This is a genomic window from Pseudomonas sp. FW305-20, assembly GCF_058788075.1.
Window position 1 is genome coordinate 1 of sequence record NZ_JBYTAJ010000008.1, and the last position, 25602, is coordinate 25602.

The following is a 25602-nucleotide window of genomic DNA, read 5'->3' on the forward strand; positions in this document are numbered from 1 at the left end:
GCCTCTAGGGACGCTCCGCGTCCAGTGACGCGGAGCGTCACGGGCTGCATTCCCACGCAGAGCGTGGGAACGATCATTTAGCGTCGGACTTGCTTCAGCGTCTCGGCAATCAAAAACGCCAACTCCAGCGACTGATCGGCATTCATCCGCGGGTCGCAATGGGTGTGATACCGATCCGACAACCCGTCTTCGGTAATCGGCCGCGCCCCACCAATGCACTCAGTGACATTCTGCCCGGTCATCTCGATGTGAATGCCCCCGGCATACGTGCCTTCGGCTTCGTGAACCTGGAAGAACTGCTTCACCTCACCAAGAATCTGCGCAAAGTCGCGGGTCTTGTAGCCGCTGCTGGCCTTGATGGTGTTGCCGTGCATCGGATCGGAACTCCACAGCACCTGCTTGCCTTCGCGCTGTACGGCACGGATCAGTTGCGGCAGGTGATCGCCGACCTTGTTCGCACCCATCCGCGCAATCAGGTTCAGACGGCCCGGATCGTTGTCCGGATTGAGCACATCGATCAGGCGAATCAGGTCTTCGGGGTTCATGCTTGGGCCGACTTTGACCCCGATCGGATTGTTCACGCCCCGCAGGAACTCGACGTGAGCGCCGTCGAGCTGACGGGTGCGGTCGCCGATCCACAGCATGTGCGCCGAGCAATCGTAGTAATCGTTGGTCAGGCTGTCGCGACGCACGAAGGCTTCTTCGTAGTTCAGCAGCAGCGCTTCGTGGGCGGTGAAGAAACTGGTTTCGCGCAGTTGCGGCGAGCTGTCCATGCCGCAGGCGCGCATGAACGCCAGGGTTTCATCGATGCGATCGGCCAGGTGGCTGTACTTCTCGGCCAGCGCCGAGTTGGCGATGAAATCCAGGTTCCATTTGTGCACTTGATGCAGATCGGCAAAGCCGCCCTGGGCGAAGGCGCGCAACAGGTTCAGGGTCGCGGTGGATTGGTGATAGGACTGCAGCAGGCGTTCCGGGTCCGGCACGCGGCTTTTTTCGTCGAAGCCGATGCCGTTGACGATGTCGCCACGGTAGGCCGGCAGGGTGACGCCGTCGATGGTTTCATCGTTGGCCGAACGTGGCTTGGCGAACTGCCCGGCCATGCGCCCGACCTTGACCACCGGGCAACCGGCGGCGAAAGTCATGACGATCGCCATTTGCAGCAGCACTTTAAAAGTGTCGCGGATTTTCGCGGCGGAGAACTCGGCAAAGCTTTCGGCGCAGTCGCCGCCCTGCAGCAGAAACGCGCGGCCCTGGGTCACTTCGGCAAACTGACGGCGCAACTCCCGGGCTTCGCCGGCAAACACCAGCGGCGGGTAACTGGCCAGCGTTTGCTCGACGTGCAGCAAATGCGCTGCGTCGGGGTAACGGGGTTGTTGCTGGATCGGCAGGGCGCGCCAGCTGTCAGGGCTCCAGGGTTGGCTCATCACGGTCTCTAGTGTTTTACGCTCGGACGGTCATGTTATCAGCAATTAGTGCGTGACCTGTTCCCGTCGCTTCGCGGACAATCGCGCTTTTGCCGCGCCACTCCGCGGTTTTAGTACGTTGCCGGGCACGGCGACGATCAGGAGACGAAATGACTGAGGAGCGCGTCGAGCATTTGCTCGCCGAGGTACAGGATGAGTTCGGCGTGATTCGCGTGCTGGAAGTGGCCGATTACCGTTTTCTCGAGTTCGGTGATGCCATCGAACAGAGCTGCGTGTTCACGGCTGATCCGAGCTGGCTCGAATACGATTACACCCGGGCGATGCTGATTGGCGCGTTGTGCCACGAGCAGCCGGAAAGCGCGCTGTTCCTCGGCCTCGGTGCCGGCACCCTGACCCAGGCCTGCCTCAAGTTCCTGCCGCTGGAAGACGTCGAAGCCATCGAGCTGCGCCCCGACGTGCCGCGCCTGGCCATTGAATACCTTGGGCTGGATGACGATCCGCGGCTGTATATCCGGGTGGGCGATGCGCTGGAGCTGCTCGATAGCGCTGAGCCGGCGGATCTGATTTTTGTCGACCTCTATACCGATGTCGGGCCGGGTGTCGGGCATCTGGCGTGGAGTTTCCTGGAAAATTGTCAGAAACGCCTGAACCCGGGGGGCTGGCTGGTGATCAATCAGTGGGCCACCGATGATGGCAAGCCGTTGGGCGCCGCATTGTTTCGCGGGCTCTATCACCGGCATTACTGGGAGCTGCCGGTGAAGGAGGGCAATGTGATTCTGCTCGTGCCTTCGGAGCTGGATCAGGAACTGGACATGAACGGCCTGATCGCCCGCGCCGAAGGGCTGGCGCCGCGGTTGGGGTATTCGTTGCAGTCATTGATCAAGGCAATCCGCCCGGCGACGTGAAGGCTGGTGAGGTACTGTGGCGAGGGGGCTTGCCCCCGTTGGGCTGCGAAGCGGCCCCAAAATCAGGCTGATGCGGTTGAGCTGTTACCCCCGGTTGAATGGTTTTAGGGCTGCTGCGCAACCCAACGGGGGCAAGCCCCCTCGCCACAGGTGGGCAGTCATCGGCCTTTGAAGACTCCGGGTCGCTTCTCGATCATCGACCGCACGCCTTCCTTGGCATCTTCACTGGTCAGCAACTTCTTCACCATCGGCGGCAATGCCTGGGCCGCCGCTGTTTCCCCTTCATAACGCGCCTGCCTTGCAGACATCAACGTCGCCCGAACCCCAAGCGGCGCTTGCCGGGCAATCCGCTCAGCCAACTCAATCGCCCGGGGCAGCAGGTCCTCGCTGGCCATGACTTCCTGCACCAACCCCAGGTGCAACGCCTCATGGGCATCGAAGTCATCGCCGGTCAGCAGCCAGCGCATGGCATTGCCCCAGCCAGCGACCTGATGCAGGCGCAACGTGGCGCCGCCGAACGGGAAGAGCCCGCGTTGCACTTCTTTCTGGGCGAAACGGGTATTGCTGGCGCACAGGTTGATATCGGCGGCCAGCATCAATTCGATACCGATGGTCAGGCAGTAGCCTTGCGCGGCGACGATCACCGGTTTGCTCACCCTGGGGCCGGCGAACACCCCCCACGGATCGCAGCCGCCGGGCGGTGCCTGCCAGCCGTCAGCCAGGGCCGCGCTGGCGCTGACCAAATCGAGCCCTGCGGTGAAATGCTCACCGTGGCCGAACACCACTGCCACCCGCGCTTCGCTGTCGGCCTCGAACTCGCCATAGGCCAGGCTCAGTTCGTTGAGCAAGTCGAGATCGAAGGCGTTGCGTTTGGCCACTCGATCCAGGCCGATCATCAGGACGTGACCGTGCCGTTCACGGCTCACACGGCTGGAGCAGGGCTGATTCATGGTGTATTTCCTCGGGCGGGGAAGGGATGTCAGGCAGCAGGTCTGCGTGACAAGGGTGAACCGTTTTAGCGCGATCGTCAGCAGGGCTGGGCCTTTGAAAAATAGACTGTTGTCCGATTGTCCGCAAAGCGTGTGACAGAACGCTAAACACCGCACTTTTCCGACAAATAAAGCTCCCTTTTTGAGCGAATTCCGGTATAGTGCGCGCCGGCCTTTAACCAGGCCGCGTTTAGGTAGCGCAATTCCCCGAAGTCAGCTTCGGCTGCACGTCCGCACAGCGGACTCTCCCTTGACGAATCTTTTTCATTCATTCGTTTTCGCAAATCCCCGCCGACAAAGCAGCCAGGGCGACTCTTGAGTCTTACACGGCATGCGCAGCTTTGGAGCATGGGTCTTTGCGGATGCACTTAGAGGCAGACCCATGACCCAGGAAACCGGCGGCTTCGCCGCTTTTAATCTTAATCCGAACATTCTTGCAGCCGTCATCGCGACTGGCTACGAAGAACCTTCGGCTATTCAGCAGCAATCGATCCCGATCATCATGGCCGGTCACGACATGATTGGTCAGGCGCAAACCGGTACGGGTAAAACCGCTGCGTTCGCCCTGCCGATCCTGCATCGCATCGATCCTGCTAAGCGCGAGCCGCAAGCCCTGATCCTGGCGCCAACCCGTGAGTTGGCGCTGCAAGTAGCAACCGCTTTCGAAACCTACGCCAAGCAAATGCCGGGCGTTACCGTTGTGGCCGTTTACGGCGGCGCCCCTATGGGCCCACAACTGAAAGCAATCCGTAATGGTGCACAGATCGTTGTCGCCACTCCGGGCCGTCTGTGCGACCACCTGCGTCGCGACGAAAAAGTTCTGTCGACCGTGAACCACCTGGTTCTCGACGAAGCGGACGAAATGCTCAAGCTGGGTTTCATGGACGACCTCGAAGTTATCTTCAAGGCCTTGCCTCCAACCCGTCAGACCGTATTGTTCTCGGCTACCTTGCCGCAGTCGATCCGTGCCATTGCCGAGCGCCATCTGCGCGATCCGCAACACGTGAAGATCCAGACCAAGACTCAGACCGTTACCGCGATCGAACAGGCTCACCTGTTGGTTCACGCTGACCAGAAGACCTCGGCTGTATTGAGCCTGCTGGAAGTTGAAGACTTCGATGCCCTGATCATGTTCGTGCGCACCAAGCAAGCGACCCTGGACCTGGCCAGTGCCCTGGAAGCCAAAGGCTACAAAGCCGCTGCGCTGAACGGTGACATTGCTCAGAACCAACGTGAGCGCGTGATCGAATCCCTCAAGGATGGCCGTCTGGACATCGTTGTGGCGACCGACGTTGCTGCTCGTGGTCTGGACGTTCCGCGCATCACTCACGTGTTCAACGTTGACATGCCGTACGATCCAGAATCCTACGTTCACCGTATCGGCCGTACCGGCCGTGCCGGTCGCGAAGGTCGTGCACTGCTGCTGGTGACTCCACGTGAGCGCCGCATGCTGCAAGTGATCGAGCGTGTAACCGGTCAGAAAGTTGCCGAAGTCCGCCTGCCGGACGCTCAGGCTGTTCTCGATGCCCGCATCAAGAAACTGACCAACAGCCTGTCGCCGCTGGTGGCTGATGCCGAATCGACTCACGGTGATCTGCTGGATCGCCTGACTGCCGACATCGGTTGCACTCCGCGTGCACTGGCCGCTGCTCTGCTGCGCAAGGCAACCAACGCTCAGGCGTTGACCCTGGCAGCCATCGAGAAAGAACGTCCACTGGTGCCGAACAACGCACCGCGTGGCGATCGTCCAGAGCGTACCGGTGATCGTCCGGACCGTGGTGATCGTGAGCGTCGTGCTCCGGTTCCATTGGCCGAAGGTCGTGCTCGTTGCCGTACCGCGCTGGGTGCGCGTGATGGTATCGCTGCCAAGAACCTGCTGGGCGCTATCCTCAATGAGGGTGGTCTGGCTCGCGAAGCAATCGGTCGCATCCAGGTGCGTGACAGCTTCAGCCTCGTTGAGCTGCCGGAAGATGGTCTGGAGCGTCTGCTGACCAAGCTGAAGGACACTCGCGTTGCCGGTAAGCAGTTGAAGCTGCGTCGCTATCGCGAAGATTGATCCGCTCTCGGGCTGATTGATCGAACATAAAAAATCCCCGACTGGTTCGGGGATTTTTTTTGCCTGCCGTTTGTAGCAGCTGCGTTGTGGTGAGGGGATAAATCCCCTCGCCACAACGCAGTTGCTACAGGGTTAGTCCGTCACTTGGCCGCCGCCCGCGGTGATCACCTGCACGCTCATGCGTGGTGTCGCCAGGTCGAATCCGGCTTCGTCCAGGTGCCGCTTGAGCGACAGGTTGAACGCTCGGGACACTTCCCATTGCTTGATCGGCGCGGTCTTGAACCGGGCGCGAAGAATTGCGTTGCCTGACTCAAAACTCTCGACACCCTGGATCTCCAGGGGCGACCAGATGTTGCGCCGTTGCAGTGGATCGGTGCGCATCTTCTGGCCGACGTCGCGCATCAGTTTGATCGCGTTATCGATGTCCATGTTGGAAGGTATCGCCACCCGGAAAATCGCGTAGCCGAATTCCCGGGAATAGTTCTTGATGCTTTTGATTTCGCTGAACGGAATGGTATGGACGATGCCGTCAATGTCCCGCAGGCGCACGGTACGAATGGTCAGCCCTTCGACAGTGCCCAGGTGGCCGCCAACGTCCACGTAGTCGTCGATGGCCAGCGAGTCTTCGATGATGATGAACAGCCCGGTGATCAGGTCCGCCACCAGCGACTGTGCGCCGAATCCGATGGCCAGGCCGATCACGCCGGCACCGGCCAGCAAGGGGGTGACGTTCATGCCCATGTTTGCCAAGGCAACAATTAGCGCAATGATGAAAATCGCCACGAACAACACATTGCGAATCAACGGCATCATTGTCTGTGCGCGGGCATTCGCCAGGCCTTTGCGCGAGCGGGTGAGGGCGTGGTGCACGGCGGTGTCGCTGAGAATCCAGATCAGCCAGGCAAAAATCAGCGTGCCGCCGAGGCTGAACAGTTTGACGCTGACTTCATGCCCTTCGCCTTCGGTGAAGCTGATCAGCGACATGCCCCAGACCCGCAGGCCGAGTTCGATGAACGCCAGCCAGACCACCAGGTGGGCGAGTGTGTAGAAAAAGCTTTTCAGGCGATCCGAATACAGGGCATGACGCTTCACGCTGCGCTGTGGCTTGAGTGAATGGCGGCGCACCAGGCCATTGATGACCATGCACAACACCAGCAGCACGGTGCAAATCAGCGACTGACGCAATGCGGTGCTGGTATCGCCGGCCGAGACGAACGTGGCGAACAGCGAAATCCCCACCAGCACCAGCGCCGGCATGTACCAGAAGGTCCCGAGAATCTCGATCGTGTCGCTGAGGGCGCGGCGGGTCAGGCGCCGGGACAACGGTTGGTTGCGGATCAAGTGGGCGATGGGGCGACGGAACCGCAGGATGAACATCCCCGTGGACAACGCCGCCAGTACGTTGGCGACTGTCGCGGCGGTGTGCGCCAAATGACTGCCAAGGCTTTCGACCAGCCGCGGATCGCTCAGGGCTTCACCGAAGGCGGCGAAACTGCCGATCAGCCACAGGGGCCGAAAGGCTTGATGCCGCAGGATGTGCAGGGCGCGGTGGCGGTGTGGGCCGTCGAGCAGCGAAAAGGCGATCACGCAGATTGCCGAAAAACAGGTGCCGACCACCAGCGCATACGCCAGCACCATGGCCAGGCTTTTGCCCAATGACGAAGGCAGGGCGTAGCTCATGTAGACCGTGATGACCAACGCAATCAGCCACGGTCCGAGTTTGCGCAGGGCGAAGCGCAACATGTCCAGGGCCTTGGGGTGCTGCGGCAGTTCTTCGGTGAGGCCGAAGCGCATCCGCACCCGGTGGCTGATCCAGATCAGCGCCGCCGCCAGCAAGCTCCAGAGCATCAGGATCAGGGCGAAGGCAAAGATGATCGGCAGCCATTCATTGGCCGGCAGCACCAGCGCTGTCAGTTCATCCTCAGCCAGTTTGAATTCTTCAGACCAGCGCGTGAGAGGGCTGTCCGCGCCTGAAAACTGTTTTTCGAAACTGGCCAGGGTGCCACCGATCAGTCCCAGGACGCCTGCTTCGGCGACCGGCTGGGCCTTTTTGGTGGCGTCGCGCAGCTTCTTCAGATCCGCCAGCAATTGGGCGCGTTGCTGGTCGTTCTCCAGCGACTTGATGACTTCGTCCAGGGATTGTCCCAAAGGCTCTTGCGCCTCTGGCTGTTTTGCCGAGCTGTTGAGCAGGCCAGGCAAGCCGACCGCCTGGGCAGGCGCCATCGGCAGCAGCGTCATGAGACAGACAAGGAACAAACACGGCAGGGCAAAAAGACGAGCGAACACTAGGCGGTCAACCTTGGAATGAGCAGATCGACCGAGTGTACGAGCCCGTCAAAATCAATGCGAGCCAGGGCTGGGGATTTATTCGTTGAGTTTGGCGAGGATCTTGAAAACCACGGTGGCGAGGATCGTCAACATGCCGATCCACATCGCGAACACGCCGAGGTTTTTATCGCGAAAATTGAAGCCGATTGCCAACATGACCATCCCGGAGAGAATTGGAATCAGCATGGCGTGAAACGAAGATAACGAGATCATGGGCGACTGCCTTGTCAAAGGGGTAGTTAAAGTCTAGGCGGCTTTTGGGCGACCGGTGGTGAGGTGTATCCGAGAGCGGCGAGACCACTGTGGCGAGGGAGCTTGCTCCCGCTCGGTTGCGCAGCAGCCGCAAACACCTATACATGCGGTGTTCCTGAAACACCGCATCAGTGGAATTCGGGGCTGCTTCGCAGCCCAGTGGGAGCAAGCTCCCTCGCCACAGGGTTTGTTACGGCAGTTCGCGGCAAGCGTAAAACGCGCTCAGCACTTTGACCAGGTGTGCCAGGTCATGGCTGCCGCACAATTCGCGGATCGAGTGCATGGCGAAAGTTGGCAGGCCGATGTCGACGGTGCGCACGCCCAGGTGGCTGGCGGTGATCGGGCCGATGGTCGAGCCGCAACCCATGTCGCTGCGCACCACGAAGCTCTGTACCGGCACTTCTTCGGCCATGCACAGGTGACGGAAGAACCCGGCGGTTTCGCTGTTGGTGGCGTAGCGCTGGTTGCTGTTGACCTTGATCACCGGGCCGGCGTTGAGTTTCGGACCGTGGTTGGCATCGTGCTTGTCGGCGTAGTTGGGGTGCACGCCGTGGGCGTTGTCAGCCGAGACCAACAGGGACTTCTGAATGGTGCGCACGAACTCATCGCCTTCAGGCAGCAGGCGACGCAGTGTCTGCTCCAGCATCGGGCCGTCGGCACCGCAGGCCGAGCAGGAACCGACTTCTTCGTGATCATTGCAGACCAGCACGCAGGTTTCGTCGGTTTCGGTGGTCAGCAAGGCTTGCAGGCCGGCATAACACGACAGCAGGTTGTCCAGGCGCGCGCCGGCAATAAAATCGCCATGCAGGCCGATGACCGCAGCGCTTTGGGTGTCGTAGAAGCTCAGCTCATAGTCGAGCACCACGTCGGCGTTCAGGCCATGTTCGCGGGCAAGTTGATCGGTGAGCACGGCACGGAAGTCCACGCGCTCGTCACCGGCAAATTGCGCGAGGATCGGCGGCAGTTCGGTCTGGGCGTTGATCGCCCAGCCCATGTTGGCTTCACGGTTCAGGTGAATGGCCAGGTTCGGGATGATGGCGATCGGCGCCTTGAAGTCGACCAGTTGGCTCTCGACCTTGCCATCACGGCGGAAGGTCACGCGGCCGGCCAGGGACAGGTCGCGGTCGAACCATGGCGCCAGCAGTGCGCCGCCATAGACTTCGACGCCCAGTTGCCAGAAGCCCTGGCGTTGCAGTTCCGGCTGGGGTTTGACCCGCAGGCACGGGCTGTCGGTGTGCGCACCAACCAGGCGAATGCCGCCGTGCAGGGGCGAATGACGGCCCATCTTGAACGCGACGATCGATGAGTCGTTACGGGTGACGTAGTAACGGCCATTGGCTTCGGTGGCCCATGGCTCGCGCTCGTCAAGGCGTTGAAAGCCTGCCGCTTCCAGGCGCTGAACAAGGCTGGCGGTGGCATGGAATGGGGTAGGGGAGGCCTTGAGGAAATCGATCAGGCCTTGGTTCAACTCTTCGCGCATAAGTAGCTCCAGACAGCAATGGCGCAAGTTTAACGTATTGGCTCACGGCATTGCAGAGACAATGCCGTTCGACGTACGCCGGCTGCTGGCTGGTGAAGAGATGTCAGCCGGTGATCAGCTTTCCCTTGAGGAACACTTCGCGACGTTGCTTGCGGCCTACATGCTCATGTTTGCTCGCGAGGTACACCTCGTCGAATTTTTCCTTCGAAATACCCGGGATCTGTCGGATGTATTCGTCCACCAGGCGGTCATAGGCGGCTTCGGTGATGAGCTTGTAGATGTCCCGGCGATAGAAGAAGCCCAGTTGAAAACCCAGGGTTTCGCTTTGATGGTTTGTCTGGCCGGCAAAGCAGTTTTCAAAGTCGATGGCTTTGAGCTGAGTCTGTGGTGTTTGCGGGATCATGATGTTGCCAGCCCAGAAATCCATGTGCGTGATGTTTTTGCGCGCCAATGAACTCAACAAATCGAAGGCGTCGAGAATGAATGTTTCGACGTTGTCCGGGTTGCGTTTAAGCCATTGCACGCCGTCGATATGGTCGTCGAGCAGGCGGGTGATAATGAAATATTCCTGGGTCAGCCCCAGTCGGTCCTTTGTGTAACCGAACCCTTGCAGCGGCGGCATCTGCACGCCACGGCGCTGCGCTTCGAGCGTATTGATCAATTCTTCGAGCGGCCAGTCGAATCGGCCATTGCGCTGTGGTTTGCCAAAGGTCACGCGCATTTTTGCCTTCAGGGTATCCAGCGGCTGGACCTTGGCAAACAGCGGCGTATCGCCGGAAGCCAGCGGCGCACTCGCACGGGTGAGCTTGTGCGCGCGTCGTTTGTGTATGAGCTGTTCAAGCGCCTGTTGTGCTTCGGCTGAAGGCTGCTCGCTAAAGTGCAGGGTGGTGTTGAACAGGCAGAAGGTGAATGGGTAGTCGTCTTGGAATGTCTTGTTGCTGAGCACGAGGGGGCTTCCTGCCTGCTATCAAAGTGATGGCAGTTTACGTTTCATTACAAATTCATGACAATAATTTCACATTATTTTCACTTCTATTTGTAACAAAAAACGCCCTTCAATTGAAGGGCGTTTTTAGATTCTGCGGTTGCTCAAAAAGGAGCAGGACATTCGAAGCGTAAGCGCTCGCCGCTTTGCGGGTGAGTGAAGCTCAGCATGCTTGCGTGCAAGCAGAGTCGTGGCCAGGCGGCCAGTGCTTGCTCGTGGGCATATAGCCCGTCACCCAGCAATGGATGGCCGATGGAAAGCATGTGCACGCGCAACTGATGGGAGCGGCCGGTGATCGGCGTCAATTCGACCCGACACCAATCGCCACAACGTTCCAACACCCGCCAGAAGGTCAGGGCATGTTTGCCGAACTCATGGTCCACGACGTGGCGTGGCTTGGTCGGCGGGTCGTAGCGCAAGGGCAGATCGATGCTGCCACTGTCCAGCTCCGGTTGTCCCCAGCACAGGGCGGTGTAGGCCTTTTCGGTTTCACGGTCGTGAAATTGCCGAGACAGCTCGCGATGCGTGTCCGGATCACGGGCCAACAGAATAATGCCGGAGGTTTCCCAGTCCAGACGATGGACGATTCGCGCTTCCGGGTAGCCGTTTTCTTGCAGGCGGGTAATCAGGCAATCCTTGTTGTCGTCCGCCCGGCCAGGGACAGAGAGCAATAGCGTCGGCTTGTTCACCACCAGTACGGCGGCGTCCTGATGGATGATATGGATGTTGGACAACGGCATTAAAACAGCCTCGTAACAAACGCCAACGGCGGCTCAGGCCTCACACCCGTAGGAGCGACCTGTGGCGAGGGGGCTTGTCGGAACGCCGCATCGCCCCGTTGGGCTGCGAAGCAGCCCCAAAACTTTCGGTGTACCGAAAGTCCTGTGAGTGCTGCGCACTCAAACGGGGCGATGCGGCGTTCCGACAAGCCCCTCGCCACAGTTCGCCCCTACAGGATCTGGAAGGCCTGAACCGCCGTGGCTCCCGCCGGATCGACTAGCGATCTGGCAGGGTGATATTGAGTTCCAGAATCGAGCAGCTGCCCTGGTTTTCCAGAGCGACGTGCACGTCATCGGACCCGATATTGACGTACTTGCGGATGACCTCGACCAATTCCTTCTGCAAGGCTGGCAGGTAGTCCGGTGTACTGCGTTGGCCGCGTTCGTGCGCCACGATAATCTGTAGACGCTCTTTCGCTACCGACGCGGTGCTGACTTTTTTGCTGGCACGAAAGAAGTCAAAAAGATTCATTATCTACCTCCAAACAGGCGCTCGAAGAATCCCTTCTTCGTTACATCGAGAAAACGATGCTCCACGTTCTTGCCCAGCAGGCGATCGACCGCATCGCTGTATGCCTGACCGGCATCGCTCTGGTCGTCGAGAATGACCGGCACGCCTGAGTTGGAAGCCTTGAGTACGGCCTGGGATTCTGGAATGACACCCAGCAGGGCGACTGCCAGAATCTCTTTGACGTCTTCGACGCCGAGCATTTCGCCGTCACTGACTCGTTGCGGGTTGTAGCGGGTCAGCAGCAGGTGTTCCTTGATTGCCTCTTCGCCCTTTTCCGCGCGGCGCGATTTGCTGGCCAGCAGGCCGAGCATGCGGTCCGAGTCACGAACCGAGGACACTTCCGGGTTGGTCACGATAATCGCTTCGTCTGCGAAGTACATGGCCAGGTGAGCGCCTTTTTCGATACCGGCCGGCGAGTCGCAGACCACGTATTCGAAGTCTTCTTTGAGCGCCATCAACACTTTTTCCACGCCTTCCACGGTCAGCGCGTCTTTATCGCGAGTCTGACTGGCGGCCAGTACGTAGAGGTTTTCCAGGCGTTTGTCTTTGATCAGGGCTTGTTGCAGGTTGGCTTCGCCGTTTACCACGTTGACGAAGTCATACACCACACGGCGCTCGCAACCCATGATCAGGTCGAGATTACGCAAACCGACGTCGAAGTCGACGATAACTGTTTTGTGACCGCGCAGTGCGAGGCCGGTACCGATAGCAGCACTGGTGGTGGTCTTACCCACACCACCCTTGCCGGATGTAACCACGAGAATCTTGGCCAAGGTGTTTCACCCCTAAGGAAAAAGGACATTTAGCCCCTGAAAAACATCTCTAGAAAAACTACTGCAGTCGGACAGCCTTGGCTGGAATTCGGCCCAGAGCGGCGCTTACCTCGGGTAAACACTGCTTATGGCCTTTTTCCTACTTCGTTTGAGCCGTTTTCGCTACGTTTTAGAGATGTTTGGAAAATGCGGCAGTATCCGTTAAAGCCGAATGATGTTCAACACATCGCCCGACAGGCTGACCTGTACGCCCGCGCCCCACAAAGGGTCGCGACGCAGATCCTCCGAAACCTTGTAATGCCCTGCAATGGAGACCAGTTCAGCGCTCATTTGCTGACAGAAAATCCTGGCTTTCGTGTCGCCTTTGACACCGGCCAACACTCGACCACGCATCGGGCCGTATACATGGATGTTGCCATCGGCGAGAAGTTCCGCCCCCGGGCTGACTGAGGAAATCACCACCAGATCGCAGCCCTGGGCATAAATCTGCTGCCCACCGCGTACGGGGGAGGTGATGATCTTCGTTGGCTTGATTGTCGGCTCCGGCGGTTTTTCCGGTTTTTTCGGAACTTGGCCTTCGAGCGGGTCCAGCGGACGCTCACGGGCACCGGACGGTGGCAGCACCGGCAGGTCGACCGCAATGGCCGCGGCAATGTCTTCGATACGGCTGGCACGGATCGCCAGGGTGCGCAGGCCATGCTGGCGGCAGACGCGCATCAGGCTCGGCAGATCGACCGCGCCTTCGCCGGCCGGGAGTTTGTCCAGGGCCAGCACCAGTGGCGCGTTACTGAAAAAGTTTGGCGCCTGGGCGACCTTGGCGGCCAGTTGACGATCGAGGTTCTCGAGGTCGTTACGAGCCAGTTCCAGCACCGTAATGGCGAGCATGCTGCCCTTCAGCTGGAACACGGGATCTTGGTCTAGCGGTTCGGTTTGGCTCATGGTCGGCATACAACGACTTGTCACTAAAAGTGCCGAGACTTATAACGAGAACGCCCGCGAGCCGCAAGCCGGGTCGAACGATGTAGAATGCGCGGCCATTGTCTTTCCGGAACCTTTAATGGATCGCCCGCGTTTTCGAACAGCATTTCTATCTCCACGTTTCTGGCCGCTGTGGTGTGGCTTGGGGCTGTTGTGGCTGATTGTCCAGCTGCCGTATCCGGTATTGCTGTCGATCGGTCGCGCCCTGGGTGCATTGATGTATCGAGTAGCGGGCGACAGACGGCGCATAGCCAAGCGCAATCTCGAACTGTGTTTCCCTGAAAAAAACGCTGCCGAGCGCAAGCGCCTGCTCAAGGAAAACTTCGCCTCAACGGGCATCGCGTTTTTCGAAATGGCCATGAGCTGGTGGTGGTCGCGCGAGCGTCTGGCGAAGCTGGCCCATGTCGAAGGGTTGGAGCATTTGAAAAAAGCCCAGCGCGACGGCAAAGGCGTGATCCTGATGGCCGTTCACTTCACCACGCTGGAAATCGGCGCGGCCTTGCTCGGCCAGCAGCACACCATTGATGGCATGTACCGCGAACACAAGAATCCATTGTTCGACTATGTCCAGCGCCTGGGGCGCGAGCGGCACAACGTCGATTCGCTGGCGGTGGAGCGTGACGACGTGCGCGGCATGCTCAAATTGCTGCGCGCAGGCCGGGCAATCTGGTACGCACCGGACCAGGACTACGGCGCCAAGCAAAGTATCTTCGTGCCGCTGTTCGGGATTCAGGCCGCCACCGTCACCGCCACCAGCAAGTTTGCGCGGTTGGGAAAGGCGCTGGTGGTGCCGTTCACTCAGGAACGTCTGGCGGACGGCAGCGGTTATCGACTGGTGATTCATGCACCGCTCGAGGGCTTTCCCGGCGAAACCGAAGAGGCCGATTGCCTGCGGATCAACCAATGGATCGAAGGCGTCTTGCGCGAATGTCCGGAGCAATACCTCTGGGCGCATCGCCGCTTCAAGAGTCGTCCACCGGGCGAACCGAAGCTGTACGCAAAACGCGGTTGAACCACCGTCCTTATAAGCACCATGGAGTGTTGCGATGAGTCCTGCTGAACCGGTAACAGGGTTGATTCTTTCCGGCGGCGGGGCTCGGGCGGCTTATCAGGTCGGTGTGCTGGCGGCGATTGCCGAGCTGTTGCCGGTGGGGGCGAGCAATCCTTTTCCGGTGATCGTCGGCACTTCGGCCGGCGCAATCAACGCAGTCAGCCTCGCCAGTGGGGCGATGGATTTTCGTGGTGCGATTCAACGTCTGACAGCCTTCTGGCAGGGCTTTCGCAGTCATCTGGTGCTGCGCAGCGACTGGCCGGGCGTGATCCACCAGGCCAGCCGTTTTGTCAGCCACAGTTTGCTCGGGATTGGCGCTCAGGTGCCGGTGGCTTTGCTCAACAGTTCGCCGCTGCGTGGGCTGCTCGACGACAAACTGCAGATGAGCGGGATTGCCGAGGCCATTGCACAGAAGCAGTTGCAGGCGGTTGCGGTGACGGCGTTCGGCTACGAGTCCGGTCAGGCCGTGACCTTTTATCAGGGCGGCGGCACCATCGATGCCTGGTTGCGCCATCGGCGGATCGGCGTTCCCACGCAATTGACGGTCGATCACTTGCTGGCCAGTTCAGCCATTCCGCTGTTGTTTGCGCCAGTGAAAATCGGTGAAGAGTATTTCGGCGACGGCGCGGTGCGCCAATCGGCACCGATCAGCCCGGCGCTGCACCTGGGTGCCAGCCGAGTGCTGGTGGTGGGCGTCAGCGGCAACCCCCGCGGCGTCGACCCGGAACAACCGCTGCAACGCGCCTACACCGGCCAGCAGCCGAGCCTGGCACAAATCGGTGGGCACATGCTCAACAGCACGTTCATTGACAGCCTGGAAAGTGACATCGAGTTGCTGCAGCGGCTCAATCAGTTCAGTCATCTGCTGCCCGATGGCACGCCTACGCGTGCGCTGGGTGTGGCGCCGATAGATGTGCTGGTGATTTCGCCGAGTCAGCCGATCGATGAGATTGCGGCGCGGCATCGGCAGGAGTTGCCGGCGGCGCTGCGTCTGTTTCTGCGCGGGCCGGGGGCGACCAAGACGAGCGGGGCGGGGGTGCTGAGTTATCTGCTGTTCGAGGCGGGGTATTGCAGCGAATTGATTGATTTGGGGCGGCGGGATGCGTTGGCCAAGCGCGGGGAGTTGTGTCGGTTTCTCGGGTTGGCGGAGCCTGTGGTTTCGGCTTGAGATTTTTTGTGTTGCGGCCATTCGCGAGCAGGCTCGTTCCCACAGTTGAAATGCATTCCAATGTGGGAGCGAGCCTGCTCGCGATGGCGTCCTTACAGACGCCGCCGAATCAGAAGTGCACCTTGACCAGGAAACTGGTCACGCTCTGATCGGTCTTGAAACCCTGGCTGTCTTCGATGCCGTACTTGTTTTTCCAGTAGTCATACTCGACACCCACGTACAACTGCTTCTCGCCCAGGTTCAGCGCCTTGCCCAGGTCGTATTTGACCTGTGGATTGAAGTGCAGGTTGGCGTGGTATTCGCCTTTTTTGTTGACGTCGTTGTCGACCACCCAGTCCATGAAACCATCGACCAGGATGTTCGAATCGCCCACCGGGATGGTGTAGGACCAGACCGGTGTGACCTGCCAGATATTGTCCCCCGGGCGGTCGCCTTCGGTATGACGGTTGTAGAAGTTCAGCTGGAAGTAATCAAAGCCGGGGATGGCCAGGTCAAAAGCAGGACCGATCAGGTAGGACTCGGTATCGTCTTCACCAAACTCGTACGTCATGGCCAGCAACACGTCCTTGATCGGGCCGAACTCGAGTTTCTGATCGAAGATCTTGCCGAACGACAGGCGCGGGCTGATTTCACCGTAGTAGGTGTTCTCACCGGCGAAGGAGTCTTCCTTGCCGTTGTAGAAGATCTTGTCGACGAACACGAAGTTGTCGCCGTATTTCCAGCCATCGGCGTGTTCGAAGGTCACGGTCTGCTGAATGCGCGGGTTGACCTGGAAGTCCTTGCCATACAGGTAGGTCAAGCTGTTGTTCTGCCATTGCAGCAAGTCGCCAGCCATGGCCTGCCCCCCGGCCAGCAAAGATCCCGCCAGCATCAGGCTAGTGCACGTACGTTTCATTCGGTTGCTCCCAAAAAGTAGGTGTTCCACGTTATTTTTCTAAGGTCGGCGCTCTGGTGTGGCGCCTTTTTCTGTCGCTGTAAAAAATCATCCAATCGGTCAGCTTCAGTGCTGTTAGCAAGAGCTGAGCCAAGGCTTTTGAAAAGCCAAAAAACTCCCGCTCGGCGGCTCAAGAGCAGTCGATTGAGAGTGTTATTGGAGTGCCTTGGTACCGTCCAGGGCCGGGATAAGTTGGCTTTCTGGTCAGGAATTAAATCCGGGCTTTTTTTTAGACCAGATTCGGGCGGCCGCGGAGAATACTGACTCCTTGGCCAGGTCTCAAGTGCCCCGCAACAGCGCACCGACGACAGGTTTGGAGCACCGTTGCGGATCATTTAGAAGTGCACCTTCACCAGCAGGCTGGTGGTGTTTTCATTGGTGTCGAAGCGGGTGCTGTTTTCGATGCCGTATTTGTCTTTCCAGTAGCTGTATTCGGCGCCGACGTACACCTGTTTCTCTCGCCAGCCCAGGGCTTTCCCCAGGTCATATTTGATCTGTGGGTTCACGTGCAGGTTGGCGTGGTAGGTGCCCTGTGAGTTCTGGTCGTTATCGACGACCCAGTCGATGTAGCCGTCGATCAGCAGGTTCGAGTTGCCCAATGGCAGGGTGTAGGACCAGGCCGGCGTGATTTGCCAGACATCGTCGCCGGGACGCGAGCCTTCGGTCTGGCGATAGTAGAAGTTCAAGGTGAAAAAATTGAAGCCCGGCACCGCGAGGTCGAAACCGGGGCCGATCAGATAGGCCTCGGTGTCGTCTTCGCCATTCTCGTAGGTCATGGCCAGCAACACGTCCTTGATCGGGCCGAACTCGAAACGGCGGTCGAGGATTTTGCCGAAAGACAGGCGTGGACTGAACTCGCCGTAGTAGGCGTGAACGCCTTTGTTGCGGTCTTTCTCGCCGTTGTAGTAAGTGCTGTCGACGAACAGGAAGTTGTCGCCGTACTTCCAGCGGTCGGCGTGCTCAAAGGTTATCGTCTGCTGGATCGACGGGTTGACCGCGAAATCCTTGCCATACAGATAGCTCAGGCTGTTGGTCTGCCACAGCAGCAGATCGCCGGCCATGGCCTGACTGGCGGCCAATAGACCACCGCCTAACAGCATGTTTGTCTGTGTCCGAATCATCTGTTGCTCCCTCTTGTTTTTATTTTTCAAGGCGCAGGAGTTTCCACTGTGGGAGCGAGCCTGCTCGCGATGGCGTCGGTTCAGTCAACATCGATGTTGAATGTGATATCGCTATCGCGAGCAGGCTCGCTCCCACAGGGGGCTTGTGGCGTTGGTGGATCAGTGCGGGTGCGCGTGGCAGTCGTTGATGGCCGCGCGTTCGGCGCCGCCGAGGATGTTGAACAGCAGGTTCAGCGACAGCGCACTGAGCGTGGCCATGGCGATGCCGCTGTGGGTGATCGGGCTCATCCACAGCGGAAGGTGAGCGAAGAATTCCGGACGGACCACCGGAATCAATCCCATACCGATGCTCACCGCCACCAGCAACTGGTTGCGACGGTCGCCGATGTCGGCTTCCTGAAGAATCTTGATGCCAGTGGCGGCGACCATGCCGAACATCGCAATGGCCGCACCGCCCAGTACGGCGGGTGGAATCGAGGCCACCAGAAACGCCGCTTTCGGCAACAGACTCAACATCACCAGCAAACCGCCGGCGACGATGGTCACCGAGCGGCAACGCACGCCAGTCATCTGCACCAGGCCGATGTTCTGCGCGAAAGAGGAATGGGTGAAGGTGTTGAAGAAACCGGCGAAGAACGAAGCGCCGGCATCACACAACAAACCGCGGCGCAGCATCCGTGGGCAAACGTCCTGGCCGGTAATTTTGCCCAGCGCCAGGAACATCCCGGTGGACTCGACGAAGATGATCACCACCACCAGGCACATGGACAGGATCGGTGCGAGTTCGAACTTCGGCATGCCGAAATGCAGCGGGGTCACGAATTGCAGCCACGGCGCCTGGGCCATGCCGCTCAGGTCGACCATGCCAATCAGGCCGCAGAGCACGTAACCCAGGCACATGCCGATCAGCACGGAAATGTTGACCCAGAAACCGCGCATGAAGCGGTGGACCAGCAGAATGGTGGCCAGTACCAGCGCGGCGATGGCCAGGTAAATCGGCGAGCCGAATTGTGCGGCACCGGCACCACCGCCGGCCCAGTTCACGGCCACGGGAAACAGCGACAAACCGATCGAGGTGATGACCGTACCGGTCACCAGCGGCGGGAAGAAGCGTACGACTTTGGACATGAACGGCGCGATGATCATGCCGAAGAATCCGGCGGCGATGGTCGCGCCGAAGATCCCTTGCAGACCGATGCCAGGCATGCCGGCCATGGCGACCATGCTGCCCACTGCGGCGAAACTGGCGCCCATCATCACCGGCATGCGAATGCCCATGGGGCCGATGCCCAGGGACTGCACGATGGTCGCGATCCCGGCTACCAGCAGGTCGGCATTGATCAGGAAGGCGATTTCTTCACGACTCAGGCCAGCGGCCTGTCCGATGATCAGCGGCACCGCGATGGCTCCGCCGTACATCAACAGAACGTGTTGCAGGCCGACCAGGATCAGTTGCAAAAGGGGCAAACGCTGAATGGCGGGTGCGTCGGGGATGCGGGCTTTGGTTAGCTCGGACATGCAACACCTCGGATCTTTTTTATTCTTGTGATGTTTGTATCAGGGGACCTGTGGCGAGGGAGCTTGCTCCCGCTGGACTGCGTAGCAGTCCCCTTCTTTTCAGATAGAGAGGGGGCCGCTTCGCAGCCCAGCGGGAGCAAGCTCCCTCGCCACAAAAGCCCGCTTGTCACAGGCTTTTGTGTTGCTTAGTTGGTGGGGGCCCCCTGCACAATCCAGGCACCGATCAGGTCACGTTCCTGCTGGGTCATCTGGGTGATGTTGCCCAGTGGCATGATCTGGCTGGTGACGGCTTGCGCCTGGATGCGCGCCGCGTTCTGGCGGATCTGCTCGGGGGTGTCGAGCATCACGCCGGCCGGTGCAGCACTGAACAGCGGACTGGTCGGTTTGGCAGAATGGCAAACCGTGCAACGTTCCTGAATCACGCTGTGCACCTTGTCGAAACCGGGGCCGGCGTTGGACGCCTGAGCCGGTGCAGCGGCAGGTGCAGCAGGTTTCGCCGCTTCAGGTTTCACGCCACCACCGAGGGCAGTTTCCGGCAACGGCTGGTACTCGATGGTGCCAGGCGCCTTGGCCACTTCAGGTGCGCTGGACATCTGCGCCGGGCCAGTCACGTAAGCCAGGCAAATCATGCCCACTGCCGCGGCGGGCAGGGTCCAGGCAAATTTGTGGCTGTCATGACGGGTGTTGAAGTAGTGACGCACCAACACCGCCAGCACCGCGATCCCGGCCAGGATCAGCCAGTTGTATTGGCTGCCGTAGGTGCTCGGGAAGTGGTTACTGATCATGATGAACAGCACCGGCAAGGTGAAGTAGTTGTTGTGACGCGAACGCAGCAAGCCTTTGGCCGGCAGCGCCGGATCCGGCGTGCGGTTTTCGGCAATCGCGGCAACCAGTGCGCGCTGGGCCGGCATGATGATGCGGAACACGTTGCCGACCATGATGGTGCCGATGATCGCGCCGACGTGCAGGTACGCACCACGACCGCTGAACACTTTGCTGAAGCCGTAAGCGGCGCCAATGATCAGCACGAACAGGATAAAGCCAAGCAGGGCAGGACGTTTGCCCAGGGCCGAGTCGCAGAGGAAGGAGTAGACGAACCAGCCGACGAACAACGAGGCAATGCCCAGAGCGACCCCTTCAGGGCCGGTCAGGCTGCTGCCCGGTGCCAGCAGGTACAGCGTCGGGTTGGAGTAGAACACCACGCACAGCAGCGCGACCCCCGACAGCCAAGTGAAATAGGCTTCCCATTTGAACCAGTGCAGGTTGTCCGGCATGGTCGGTGGAGCCAGTTTGTATTTTTCCAGGTGGTAGATACCGCCGCCATGGATCGCCCACAAATCGCCCGCCAGACCGTTTTTCGGGTTGACCCGATTGAGGTTGTTTTCCAGCCAGACGAAATAGAACGACGCACCGATCCAGGCCACGCCAGTAATCATGTGAACCCAGCGCACGCTCAGGTTCAGCCATTCCAACAGATGTGCTTCCACAGTCTTTACCTCTCGCCTGTCACTCTGTTGTCGAGTGATCAGACCTTCTCTTATTGGTGGGGGGCAAGGATCAAACGCTCATCCTCTTTGAAAAAATGCTCATCGCAGTTATTGCCTGTGCCACTGCGATCAACCACCAGGAAGTCATCCCGCTTTTCGATCGTCAGCACCGGATGGTGCCAAACGCCGCGATGGTAATTAATGCCCTGCCTGCCGTTGGTGACGAAGGCGCGGACCAAGCCTGATACAGGTTCATCGCCAAGTGGCGCGACCACGATCAGAAAGGGGTTGCCGAGCAGCGGAATGAAGGCCTGGCTGCCCAGCGGGTGACGCTCCAGCATGCTGACGGTCAGCGGCATGTCCTGCGCGTCGGCGCGGAAAATGCTGATGATCGCCTTGTCCTCTGGCGTGGCGGTTTCCACCGTCGCCAGTTTGTGAAAGCGCATGGTCGAACCGTTGTTGATCATGAAGTGATCGCTGCCGTCGGTTTCGATCACGTCACCGAAAGGGGCGAAGGCTTCTTTGGTCAGCGGTTCAATCGTCAATGTGCGCATGCTGGTCTTCTTTTCCGAATTCTGTGTTGTTGGTTCTATTGCTATCGCTAGCAGGCTAGCTCCCACATTTGGAATGCATTTCCCTGTGGGAGCCAGCCTGCTGGCGATTGGGTTCAGCGCTTATTTAGCGACCTTGCCCAAAACCCGCAGGCGGCTAACACCGCCATCCGGGAACACGTTCAGGCGGATGTGGGTGATCGGCCCCAGCGCCTTGATCTGTTCGGCGAAGGTGTGTTCGGCGTGCATTTCCAGTTTCTGCGCCGGCAGCAATTCGCGCCAGAACAGCGATTGGGTTTCGATCTGGCTGTCGGTGCCGCCCTTCACGAACGCGCCCTGGATCGAGCACGTGTCCGGGTAGTTGCCCTTGAAGTGCAGGGTGTCGACGATGACTTTCTCGATCTCGCCGGCATGGCCCAGTGCGACGATCACCCAGTCATTGCCCGGCGTGCGACGACGTGCAGTTTCCCAGCCGTCGCCCATGTTGATGCCGCGGCCCGGGTTGAGGATGTTGCTCATGCGCCCGAAGTGTTCGTCGGAGCAGGCGAGGGCGCGGCCACCGTTCAGGGCTGCTGCCAGGTCAACTTGCTCGTTGTCGCCCACAGCGGACCAGTCGCGGAACGGAATACCGTAAACACGCAGGCGGGCCACGCCACCATCCGGGTAGATGTTGAAACGCAGGTGGCTGAACGCCTTGTCATTGTTGATTTCGTGGTAGTGGTGGCTGTTGCCTTGCAGCTCGACGGCGGACAGCACTTCAGTCCACTGGGTGTTTTCGTCCGGTTCGCCCGAAGCGAGGAAGCACGCTTCCAGCGAGGCCGACGGCGGGAAGTTGCCGGTGAAGAATGAAGTGTCGATGTCCACGCCCTTGATCGAACCCGGAACGCCCAGGCGGATCACCGCGCTGTCGTAGCCTTCGAAGCGCTTGCGGCGCGACTCCCAGCCGTCCATCCACTTGCCGTTGTCATCGAACACGCCCTCCTTCCACACAGCCGGGGTCGGCTGGAACAGGCGGTTGGCATCAGCGAACCAGTCATCGGTGACCGAGATGATCTTGGTGCCCAGGCGGGCGTCGGCCAGGTTGACGAACTTCTCGAAAGGTACGGCGTAAGCTTTCATTCTTCTTGTCTGCCTTTAATTAGTTGGCTTGGGATGCTTGCAGGGCCCTGGGCGTTTTCCGCGTTTTTTAACACTCGGGCCAAGTTCGCTATAGGGTCAGTAATCGGAACAGGGCGATCTTGTTGATCTCCGCCAGCGCGCACTTGAACTCGGTGTCTTCCGGGTTGTGAATGCGCGTTTCGAACGCCGCGAGGATCTGATGCCGGTTGCTGCCTTTTACCGCCATGATGAAGGGAAACTTGAACTTGGCCTTGTAGGCGTCGTTCAGCTCGGTGAAGCGTTGAAACTCTTCGGCCGTGCATTGGTGAATACCGGCGCCAGCCTGTTCATTGGTGCTGGCTTCGGTTAGTTGGCCCTGGACGGCAGCTTTGCCGGCCAGGTCCGGGTGAGCGTTGATCAGGGCCAATTGGCTTTCGTGATCGGCGCTCAACAGGATGTCGCTCATGCGCTGGTGCAGGGTTTCGATCTGGTCGATCGAAGCGTCCTGGCCCAGGTCGAAGGCCTTCTCGGCCACCCATGGCGAATGTTCGTAGATGTCGGCGAAGGCCGCGACAAACGCGTCGCGGCTCAGGGTCGAGGGCTTCAGGGTTTGGAAGTGGCTCATTTCGCGGCCCCTTGATGCGGGTGGGTTTCGTGCCAGTGGCGAGCGATGTCGACGCGACGGCTGAACCACACCTGTTCATGACTTTTAGCGTATTCGATAAAGCGTTTGAGCGAGGCCAGGCGCGCCGGGCGGCCGATCAGCCGGCAGTGCAGGCCGATCGACAACATCTTCGGTGCTTCGGCACCTTCGGCGTACAGCACGTCGAATGCGTCTTTCAGGTATTCGAAGAAATCGTCGCCCTTGTTGAAGCCCTGGACCTGGGTGAAGCGCATGTCGTTGGTGTCCAGCGTGTACGGGATCACCAGGTGCGGCTTGCCGGTCGGGTTGTTCGGTTCCCAGTAGGGCAGGTCGTCGTCGTAGGTGTCGCAGTCGTAGAGGAAACCGCCTTCCTCCATCACCAGTCGACGGGTGTTCGGGCCCGTGCGGCCGGTGTACCAGCCCAGTGGGCGCTCGCCGGTGATTTCGGTGAGGACGCGGATCGCTTCGAGCATGTGCTCGCGTTCTTGCGCTTCGTCCATGTATTGGTAGTCGATCCAGCGATAGCCGTGGCTGCAGATTTCGTGGCCGGCATCGACCATCGCGCGGATCACGTCCGGGTGACGCTGGGCGGCCATGGCCACGGCGAAGATGGTCAGCGGAATGTCGAATTCCTTGAACAATTTCAGAACCCGCCAGACGCCGGCACGGCTGCCATACTCGTAAAGGGATTCCATGCTCATGTTGCGCGCGCCTTGCAGCGGCTGCGCCGAGACCATTTCTGAAAGGAAGGCTTCGGATTCTTTATCGCCGTGCAGGATGTTGCGCTCGCCGCCTTCTTCGTAATTGAGCACGAAGGACAAGGCGATGCGGGCATTGCCCGGCCAGTGTGGGTGAGGAGGGTTACTGCCGTAACCGATCAGGTCGCGTGGGTAGTCAGCGCTCACTGCAGTCTTCCTTCTTATTCGTGGTAACAGTTTGTGTGCGCGGCCTGGCGATGAGTTGCAAGGCTGGCGTCACAGCGATGGGCTGATTGTATACAACTTTATATCCACTTTGTAAGCCTGTTTTTTTGCATTTTTCATTGATTGTCATCTACACATGTTATTGCAAGAAACCTGCCTGACTGGTCAGCTAATAGATGAAAGGTCCTTTGGCCCTATGGCTCAGCGACAGATTCAGCGGCAATTCCTGTATGACGGCGATGGCGGTAAATATGTTGTTTTTATTGTGTACAATTTTTTTGAAAAGTGTCTTAATTAGTCGCTCGCCGCAGCGTTTCGTGCTCCGAATCGGTGCGGTCTCCTTTTCAACTGACTTCGGGAGGCGCGAGGTCTGACTGCTCCACGCAGGCAGGCGCGCAGAATCAATGGGACGTTTGACTACTCACGTTTTAGACGCTGCACATGGTTGCCCGGGCAGCTCGATCAAGGTCGAGTTGTACCGCGTTGAAGGTTCGCAGCTGGAATTGGTCGCCACTGCGATAACCAACAGCGACGGTCGGGTCGATGCACCGCTACTGCAAGGCGATGACTACCGGTCCGGGGTCTATCAGGTTCAGTTTCATGCGGGCGATTACTACCGCGCCCGTGGCGTTCAACTGCCAGAACCGGCGTTCCTGGATGTGGTGGTGCTGCGTTTTGGCATCTCTGCGGAACAGGATCACTACCATGTGCCGTTGCTGATTTCGCCTTATAGCTATTCGACCTACAGAGGAAGCTAGACTCCCCCAAGAATCTGCGCATAAAGCTTCTTTGGTCTTTCGCCCGCTCACACTGCGGGCTTTTTTTTGCCTGGAGAAATGTGCTGTCCGTGCCGACGTAATCGCTAGCAGGCTAGCTCCCACAGGGATGTGTGAACGCCGCAAATCCAATGTGGGAGCTAGCCTGCTAGCGATGCTTTTGACGTTAGCGGCTCAACAAGGATGCCGCGCCCGCACCACTGAACAACCCGGCACTCACCCGGTTAAACCAACTCTGCCCCTTGCCGCTGCGCAAATACCGCGCCGCACCATGGGCACCCAGCCCATAAGCCAATTTGCACAGCAGATCCAGCACGGTCCAGGTCACAATCATCACCAGCAACTGCGGCAGGAATGGCTGCTCGGCACTGAGGAACTGCGGGAGGAAAGCGGCGAAGAACAGGATGTCTTTCGGGTTGCTGGCGCCCAACATGAACGCGCGCCCGAACAGTGCGCGAAAGCGTGGCACTGGGGCAGCCTGGGGCACTTCAGCGCCGTGGGAGGGCAGACGCGATTGCTGCCAGCTCTGCCAGGCCAGGTAGAACAGGTACAGCGCCCCGACGACCTTCAGCGCGCTGAACAACTGTTCCGATGCCAACAGCAAGGCGCCTAAACCCAGCGCCGACGCACTGAGCAAGCAGATCGACGCAATCACGCCCCCCAGAAACGCCGGGTAAGAACGGCGCAAACCGTAATTCAGACTGTTGCTGATCATCAGCAAAGACAGTGGCCCCGGGATCAGGATCACCACCAGCGCAGCGCCGCTGAACAGCAGCCAGGTTTCCAGACTCATCACTTTCCTCCATTTGCACAAAAGCCTCACCCGACGGGGTGAGGCTGTTTTGAAACACTGTTTTCGAAACGTAGACGGC

At 59.4% G+C, this 25602-nt stretch carries 24 protein-coding genes; 5 read left to right on the forward strand and 19 right to left on the reverse strand.

What is annotated here, in order from left to right; translation table 11 throughout:
* Positions 1-77: 77 nt before the first annotated feature.
* Positions 78-1424, reverse strand: coding sequence for a class II 3-deoxy-7-phosphoheptulonate synthase (locus AC3WP4_RS09010; protein ID WP_074878329.1), 1347 nt, complete (start codon positions 1422-1424; stop codon positions 78-80).
* A 149-nt stretch (positions 1425-1573) separates the two neighbouring features.
* Here AC3WP4_RS09010 and AC3WP4_RS09015 point away from each other — a divergent pair, with 149 nt between their 5' ends.
* A complete protein-coding gene (locus tag AC3WP4_RS09015; RefSeq protein ID WP_102616747.1) occupies positions 1574-2329 on the forward strand; it encodes a spermidine synthase in 756 nt (251 codons plus the stop codon).
* Positions 2330-2487: 158 nt separating this feature from the next.
* Here AC3WP4_RS09015 and AC3WP4_RS09020 read toward each other — a convergent pair whose 3' ends face one another.
* On the reverse strand, positions 2488-3279 hold the full coding sequence (locus tag AC3WP4_RS09020; protein WP_102616746.1) for a crotonase/enoyl-CoA hydratase family protein: 792 nt from the start codon (positions 3277-3279) through the stop codon (positions 2488-2490).
* A gap of 421 nt (positions 3280-3700) precedes the next feature.
* Here AC3WP4_RS09020 and AC3WP4_RS09025 point away from each other — a divergent pair, with 421 nt between their 5' ends.
* Positions 3701-5374, forward strand: coding sequence for a DEAD/DEAH box helicase (locus AC3WP4_RS09025; RefSeq protein WP_008146183.1), 1674 nt, complete (start codon positions 3701-3703; stop codon positions 5372-5374).
* Between the two features lie 132 nt (positions 5375-5506).
* On the opposite strand, the gene AC3WP4_RS09030 is transcribed toward AC3WP4_RS09025, so the two are convergent.
* From AC3WP4_RS09030 to minC, 8 genes are all read right to left on the reverse strand, one after another.
* Positions 5507-7660: a mechanosensitive ion channel family protein gene (locus tag AC3WP4_RS09030; protein ID WP_102616745.1), complete on the reverse strand. Its 2154-nt coding sequence runs from the start codon at positions 7658-7660 to the stop codon at positions 5507-5509.
* A gap of 78 nt (positions 7661-7738) precedes the next feature.
* Positions 7739-7915: a hypothetical protein gene (locus AC3WP4_RS09035; protein ID WP_162842863.1), complete on the reverse strand. Its 177-nt coding sequence runs from the start codon at positions 7913-7915 to the stop codon at positions 7739-7741.
* A 229-nt stretch (positions 7916-8144) separates the two neighbouring features.
* Complete coding sequence (locus tag AC3WP4_RS09040; RefSeq protein WP_074878319.1) at positions 8145-9434, reverse strand: M18 family aminopeptidase; 1290 nt, start codon at positions 9432-9434, stop codon at positions 8145-8147.
* Positions 9435-9537: 103 nt separating this feature from the next.
* Complete coding sequence (locus tag AC3WP4_RS09045) at positions 9538-10380, reverse strand: protein kinase family protein (RefSeq protein WP_102616744.1); 843 nt, start codon at positions 10378-10380, stop codon at positions 9538-9540.
* Positions 10381-10523: 143 nt separating this feature from the next.
* Positions 10524-11159: an RluA family pseudouridine synthase gene (locus tag AC3WP4_RS09050; RefSeq protein ID WP_046037585.1), complete on the reverse strand. Its 636-nt coding sequence runs from the start codon at positions 11157-11159 to the stop codon at positions 10524-10526.
* A 256-nt stretch (positions 11160-11415) separates the two neighbouring features.
* Entirely contained in the window at positions 11416-11670 is a 255-nt protein-coding gene (minE, locus tag AC3WP4_RS09055; RefSeq protein WP_007898843.1) for a cell division topological specificity factor MinE, read from the reverse strand.
* Positions 11670-12482, reverse strand: a complete 813-nt coding sequence (gene minD / locus AC3WP4_RS09060) for a septum site-determining protein MinD (RefSeq protein WP_008146172.1) — start codon at positions 12480-12482, stop codon at positions 11670-11672. The genes minE and minD overlap by 1 nt, the downstream gene beginning before the upstream one ends.
* 201 nt (positions 12483-12683) lie before the next feature.
* A complete protein-coding gene (gene minC / locus AC3WP4_RS09065; protein WP_074880809.1) occupies positions 12684-13421 on the reverse strand; it encodes a septum site-determining protein MinC in 738 nt (245 codons plus the stop codon).
* Between the two features lie 118 nt (positions 13422-13539).
* Here minC and AC3WP4_RS09070 point away from each other — a divergent pair, with 118 nt between their 5' ends.
* Together AC3WP4_RS09070 and AC3WP4_RS09075 are read left to right on the forward strand one after the other, a co-directional pair.
* Positions 13540-14472, forward strand: a complete 933-nt coding sequence (locus AC3WP4_RS09070) for a lipid A biosynthesis lauroyl acyltransferase (protein ID WP_102616743.1) — start codon at positions 13540-13542, stop codon at positions 14470-14472.
* Between the two features lie 34 nt (positions 14473-14506).
* Positions 14507-15679, forward strand: coding sequence for a patatin-like phospholipase family protein (locus AC3WP4_RS09075; RefSeq protein WP_074878314.1), 1173 nt, complete (start codon positions 14507-14509; stop codon positions 15677-15679).
* 109 nt (positions 15680-15788) lie between these two features.
* Here the strand turns inward: AC3WP4_RS09075 and AC3WP4_RS09080 are convergent, their stop codons facing one another.
* The 8 genes from AC3WP4_RS09080 to puuE all read right to left on the reverse strand — a co-directional run bounded on the left by AC3WP4_RS09080 (position 15789) and on the right by puuE (position 23936).
* On the reverse strand, positions 15789-16574 hold the full coding sequence (locus AC3WP4_RS09080) for an outer membrane protein OmpK (protein WP_074878312.1): 786 nt from the start codon (positions 16572-16574) through the stop codon (positions 15789-15791).
* A gap of 374 nt (positions 16575-16948) precedes the next feature.
* Positions 16949-17734 (reverse strand): outer membrane protein OmpK, encoded by a 786-nt coding sequence (locus tag AC3WP4_RS09085; RefSeq protein WP_074878310.1) that lies wholly within the window; start codon positions 17732-17734, stop codon positions 16949-16951.
* Between the two features lie 159 nt (positions 17735-17893).
* On the reverse strand, positions 17894-19252 hold the full coding sequence (locus tag AC3WP4_RS09090) for a nucleobase:cation symporter-2 family protein (RefSeq protein WP_074878309.1): 1359 nt from the start codon (positions 19250-19252) through the stop codon (positions 17894-17896).
* A 185-nt stretch (positions 19253-19437) separates the two neighbouring features.
* Positions 19438-20739, reverse strand: coding sequence for a urate hydroxylase PuuD (locus AC3WP4_RS09095; RefSeq protein WP_074878307.1), 1302 nt, complete (start codon positions 20737-20739; stop codon positions 19438-19440).
* Between the two features lie 50 nt (positions 20740-20789).
* Positions 20790-21293, reverse strand: coding sequence for an ureidoglycolate lyase (locus AC3WP4_RS09100; protein WP_007988150.1), 504 nt, complete (start codon positions 21291-21293; stop codon positions 20790-20792).
* A gap of 120 nt (positions 21294-21413) precedes the next feature.
* The gene (gene alc / locus AC3WP4_RS09105) at positions 21414-22409 is read right to left on the reverse strand and encodes an allantoicase (protein ID WP_102615547.1); all 996 of its coding nucleotides are present in this window, start codon (positions 22407-22409) and stop codon (positions 21414-21416) included.
* Positions 22410-22497: 88 nt separating this feature from the next.
* On the reverse strand, positions 22498-23013 hold the full coding sequence (gene uraD, locus AC3WP4_RS09110; protein WP_074878303.1) for a 2-oxo-4-hydroxy-4-carboxy-5-ureidoimidazoline decarboxylase: 516 nt from the start codon (positions 23011-23013) through the stop codon (positions 22498-22500).
* On the reverse strand, positions 23010-23936 hold the full coding sequence (puuE, locus tag AC3WP4_RS09115; RefSeq protein ID WP_102615548.1) for an allantoinase PuuE: 927 nt from the start codon (positions 23934-23936) through the stop codon (positions 23010-23012). Before puuE ends, uraD begins: the two co-directional genes overlap by 4 nt.
* A 422-nt stretch (positions 23937-24358) precedes the next feature.
* Here puuE and uraH point away from each other — a divergent pair, with 422 nt between their 5' ends.
* Complete coding sequence (uraH, locus tag AC3WP4_RS09120) at positions 24359-24712, forward strand: hydroxyisourate hydrolase (RefSeq protein WP_008146146.1); 354 nt, start codon at positions 24359-24361, stop codon at positions 24710-24712.
* Positions 24713-24896: 184 nt separating this feature from the next.
* Here uraH and AC3WP4_RS09125 read toward each other — a convergent pair whose 3' ends face one another.
* Positions 24897-25523 carry a LysE family translocator gene (locus AC3WP4_RS09125; protein ID WP_074878299.1) on the reverse strand — a complete coding sequence of 209 codons (627 nt, stop codon included), beginning with the start codon at positions 25521-25523 and terminating at the stop codon, positions 24897-24899.
* Positions 25524-25602: the final 79 nt, after the last annotated feature.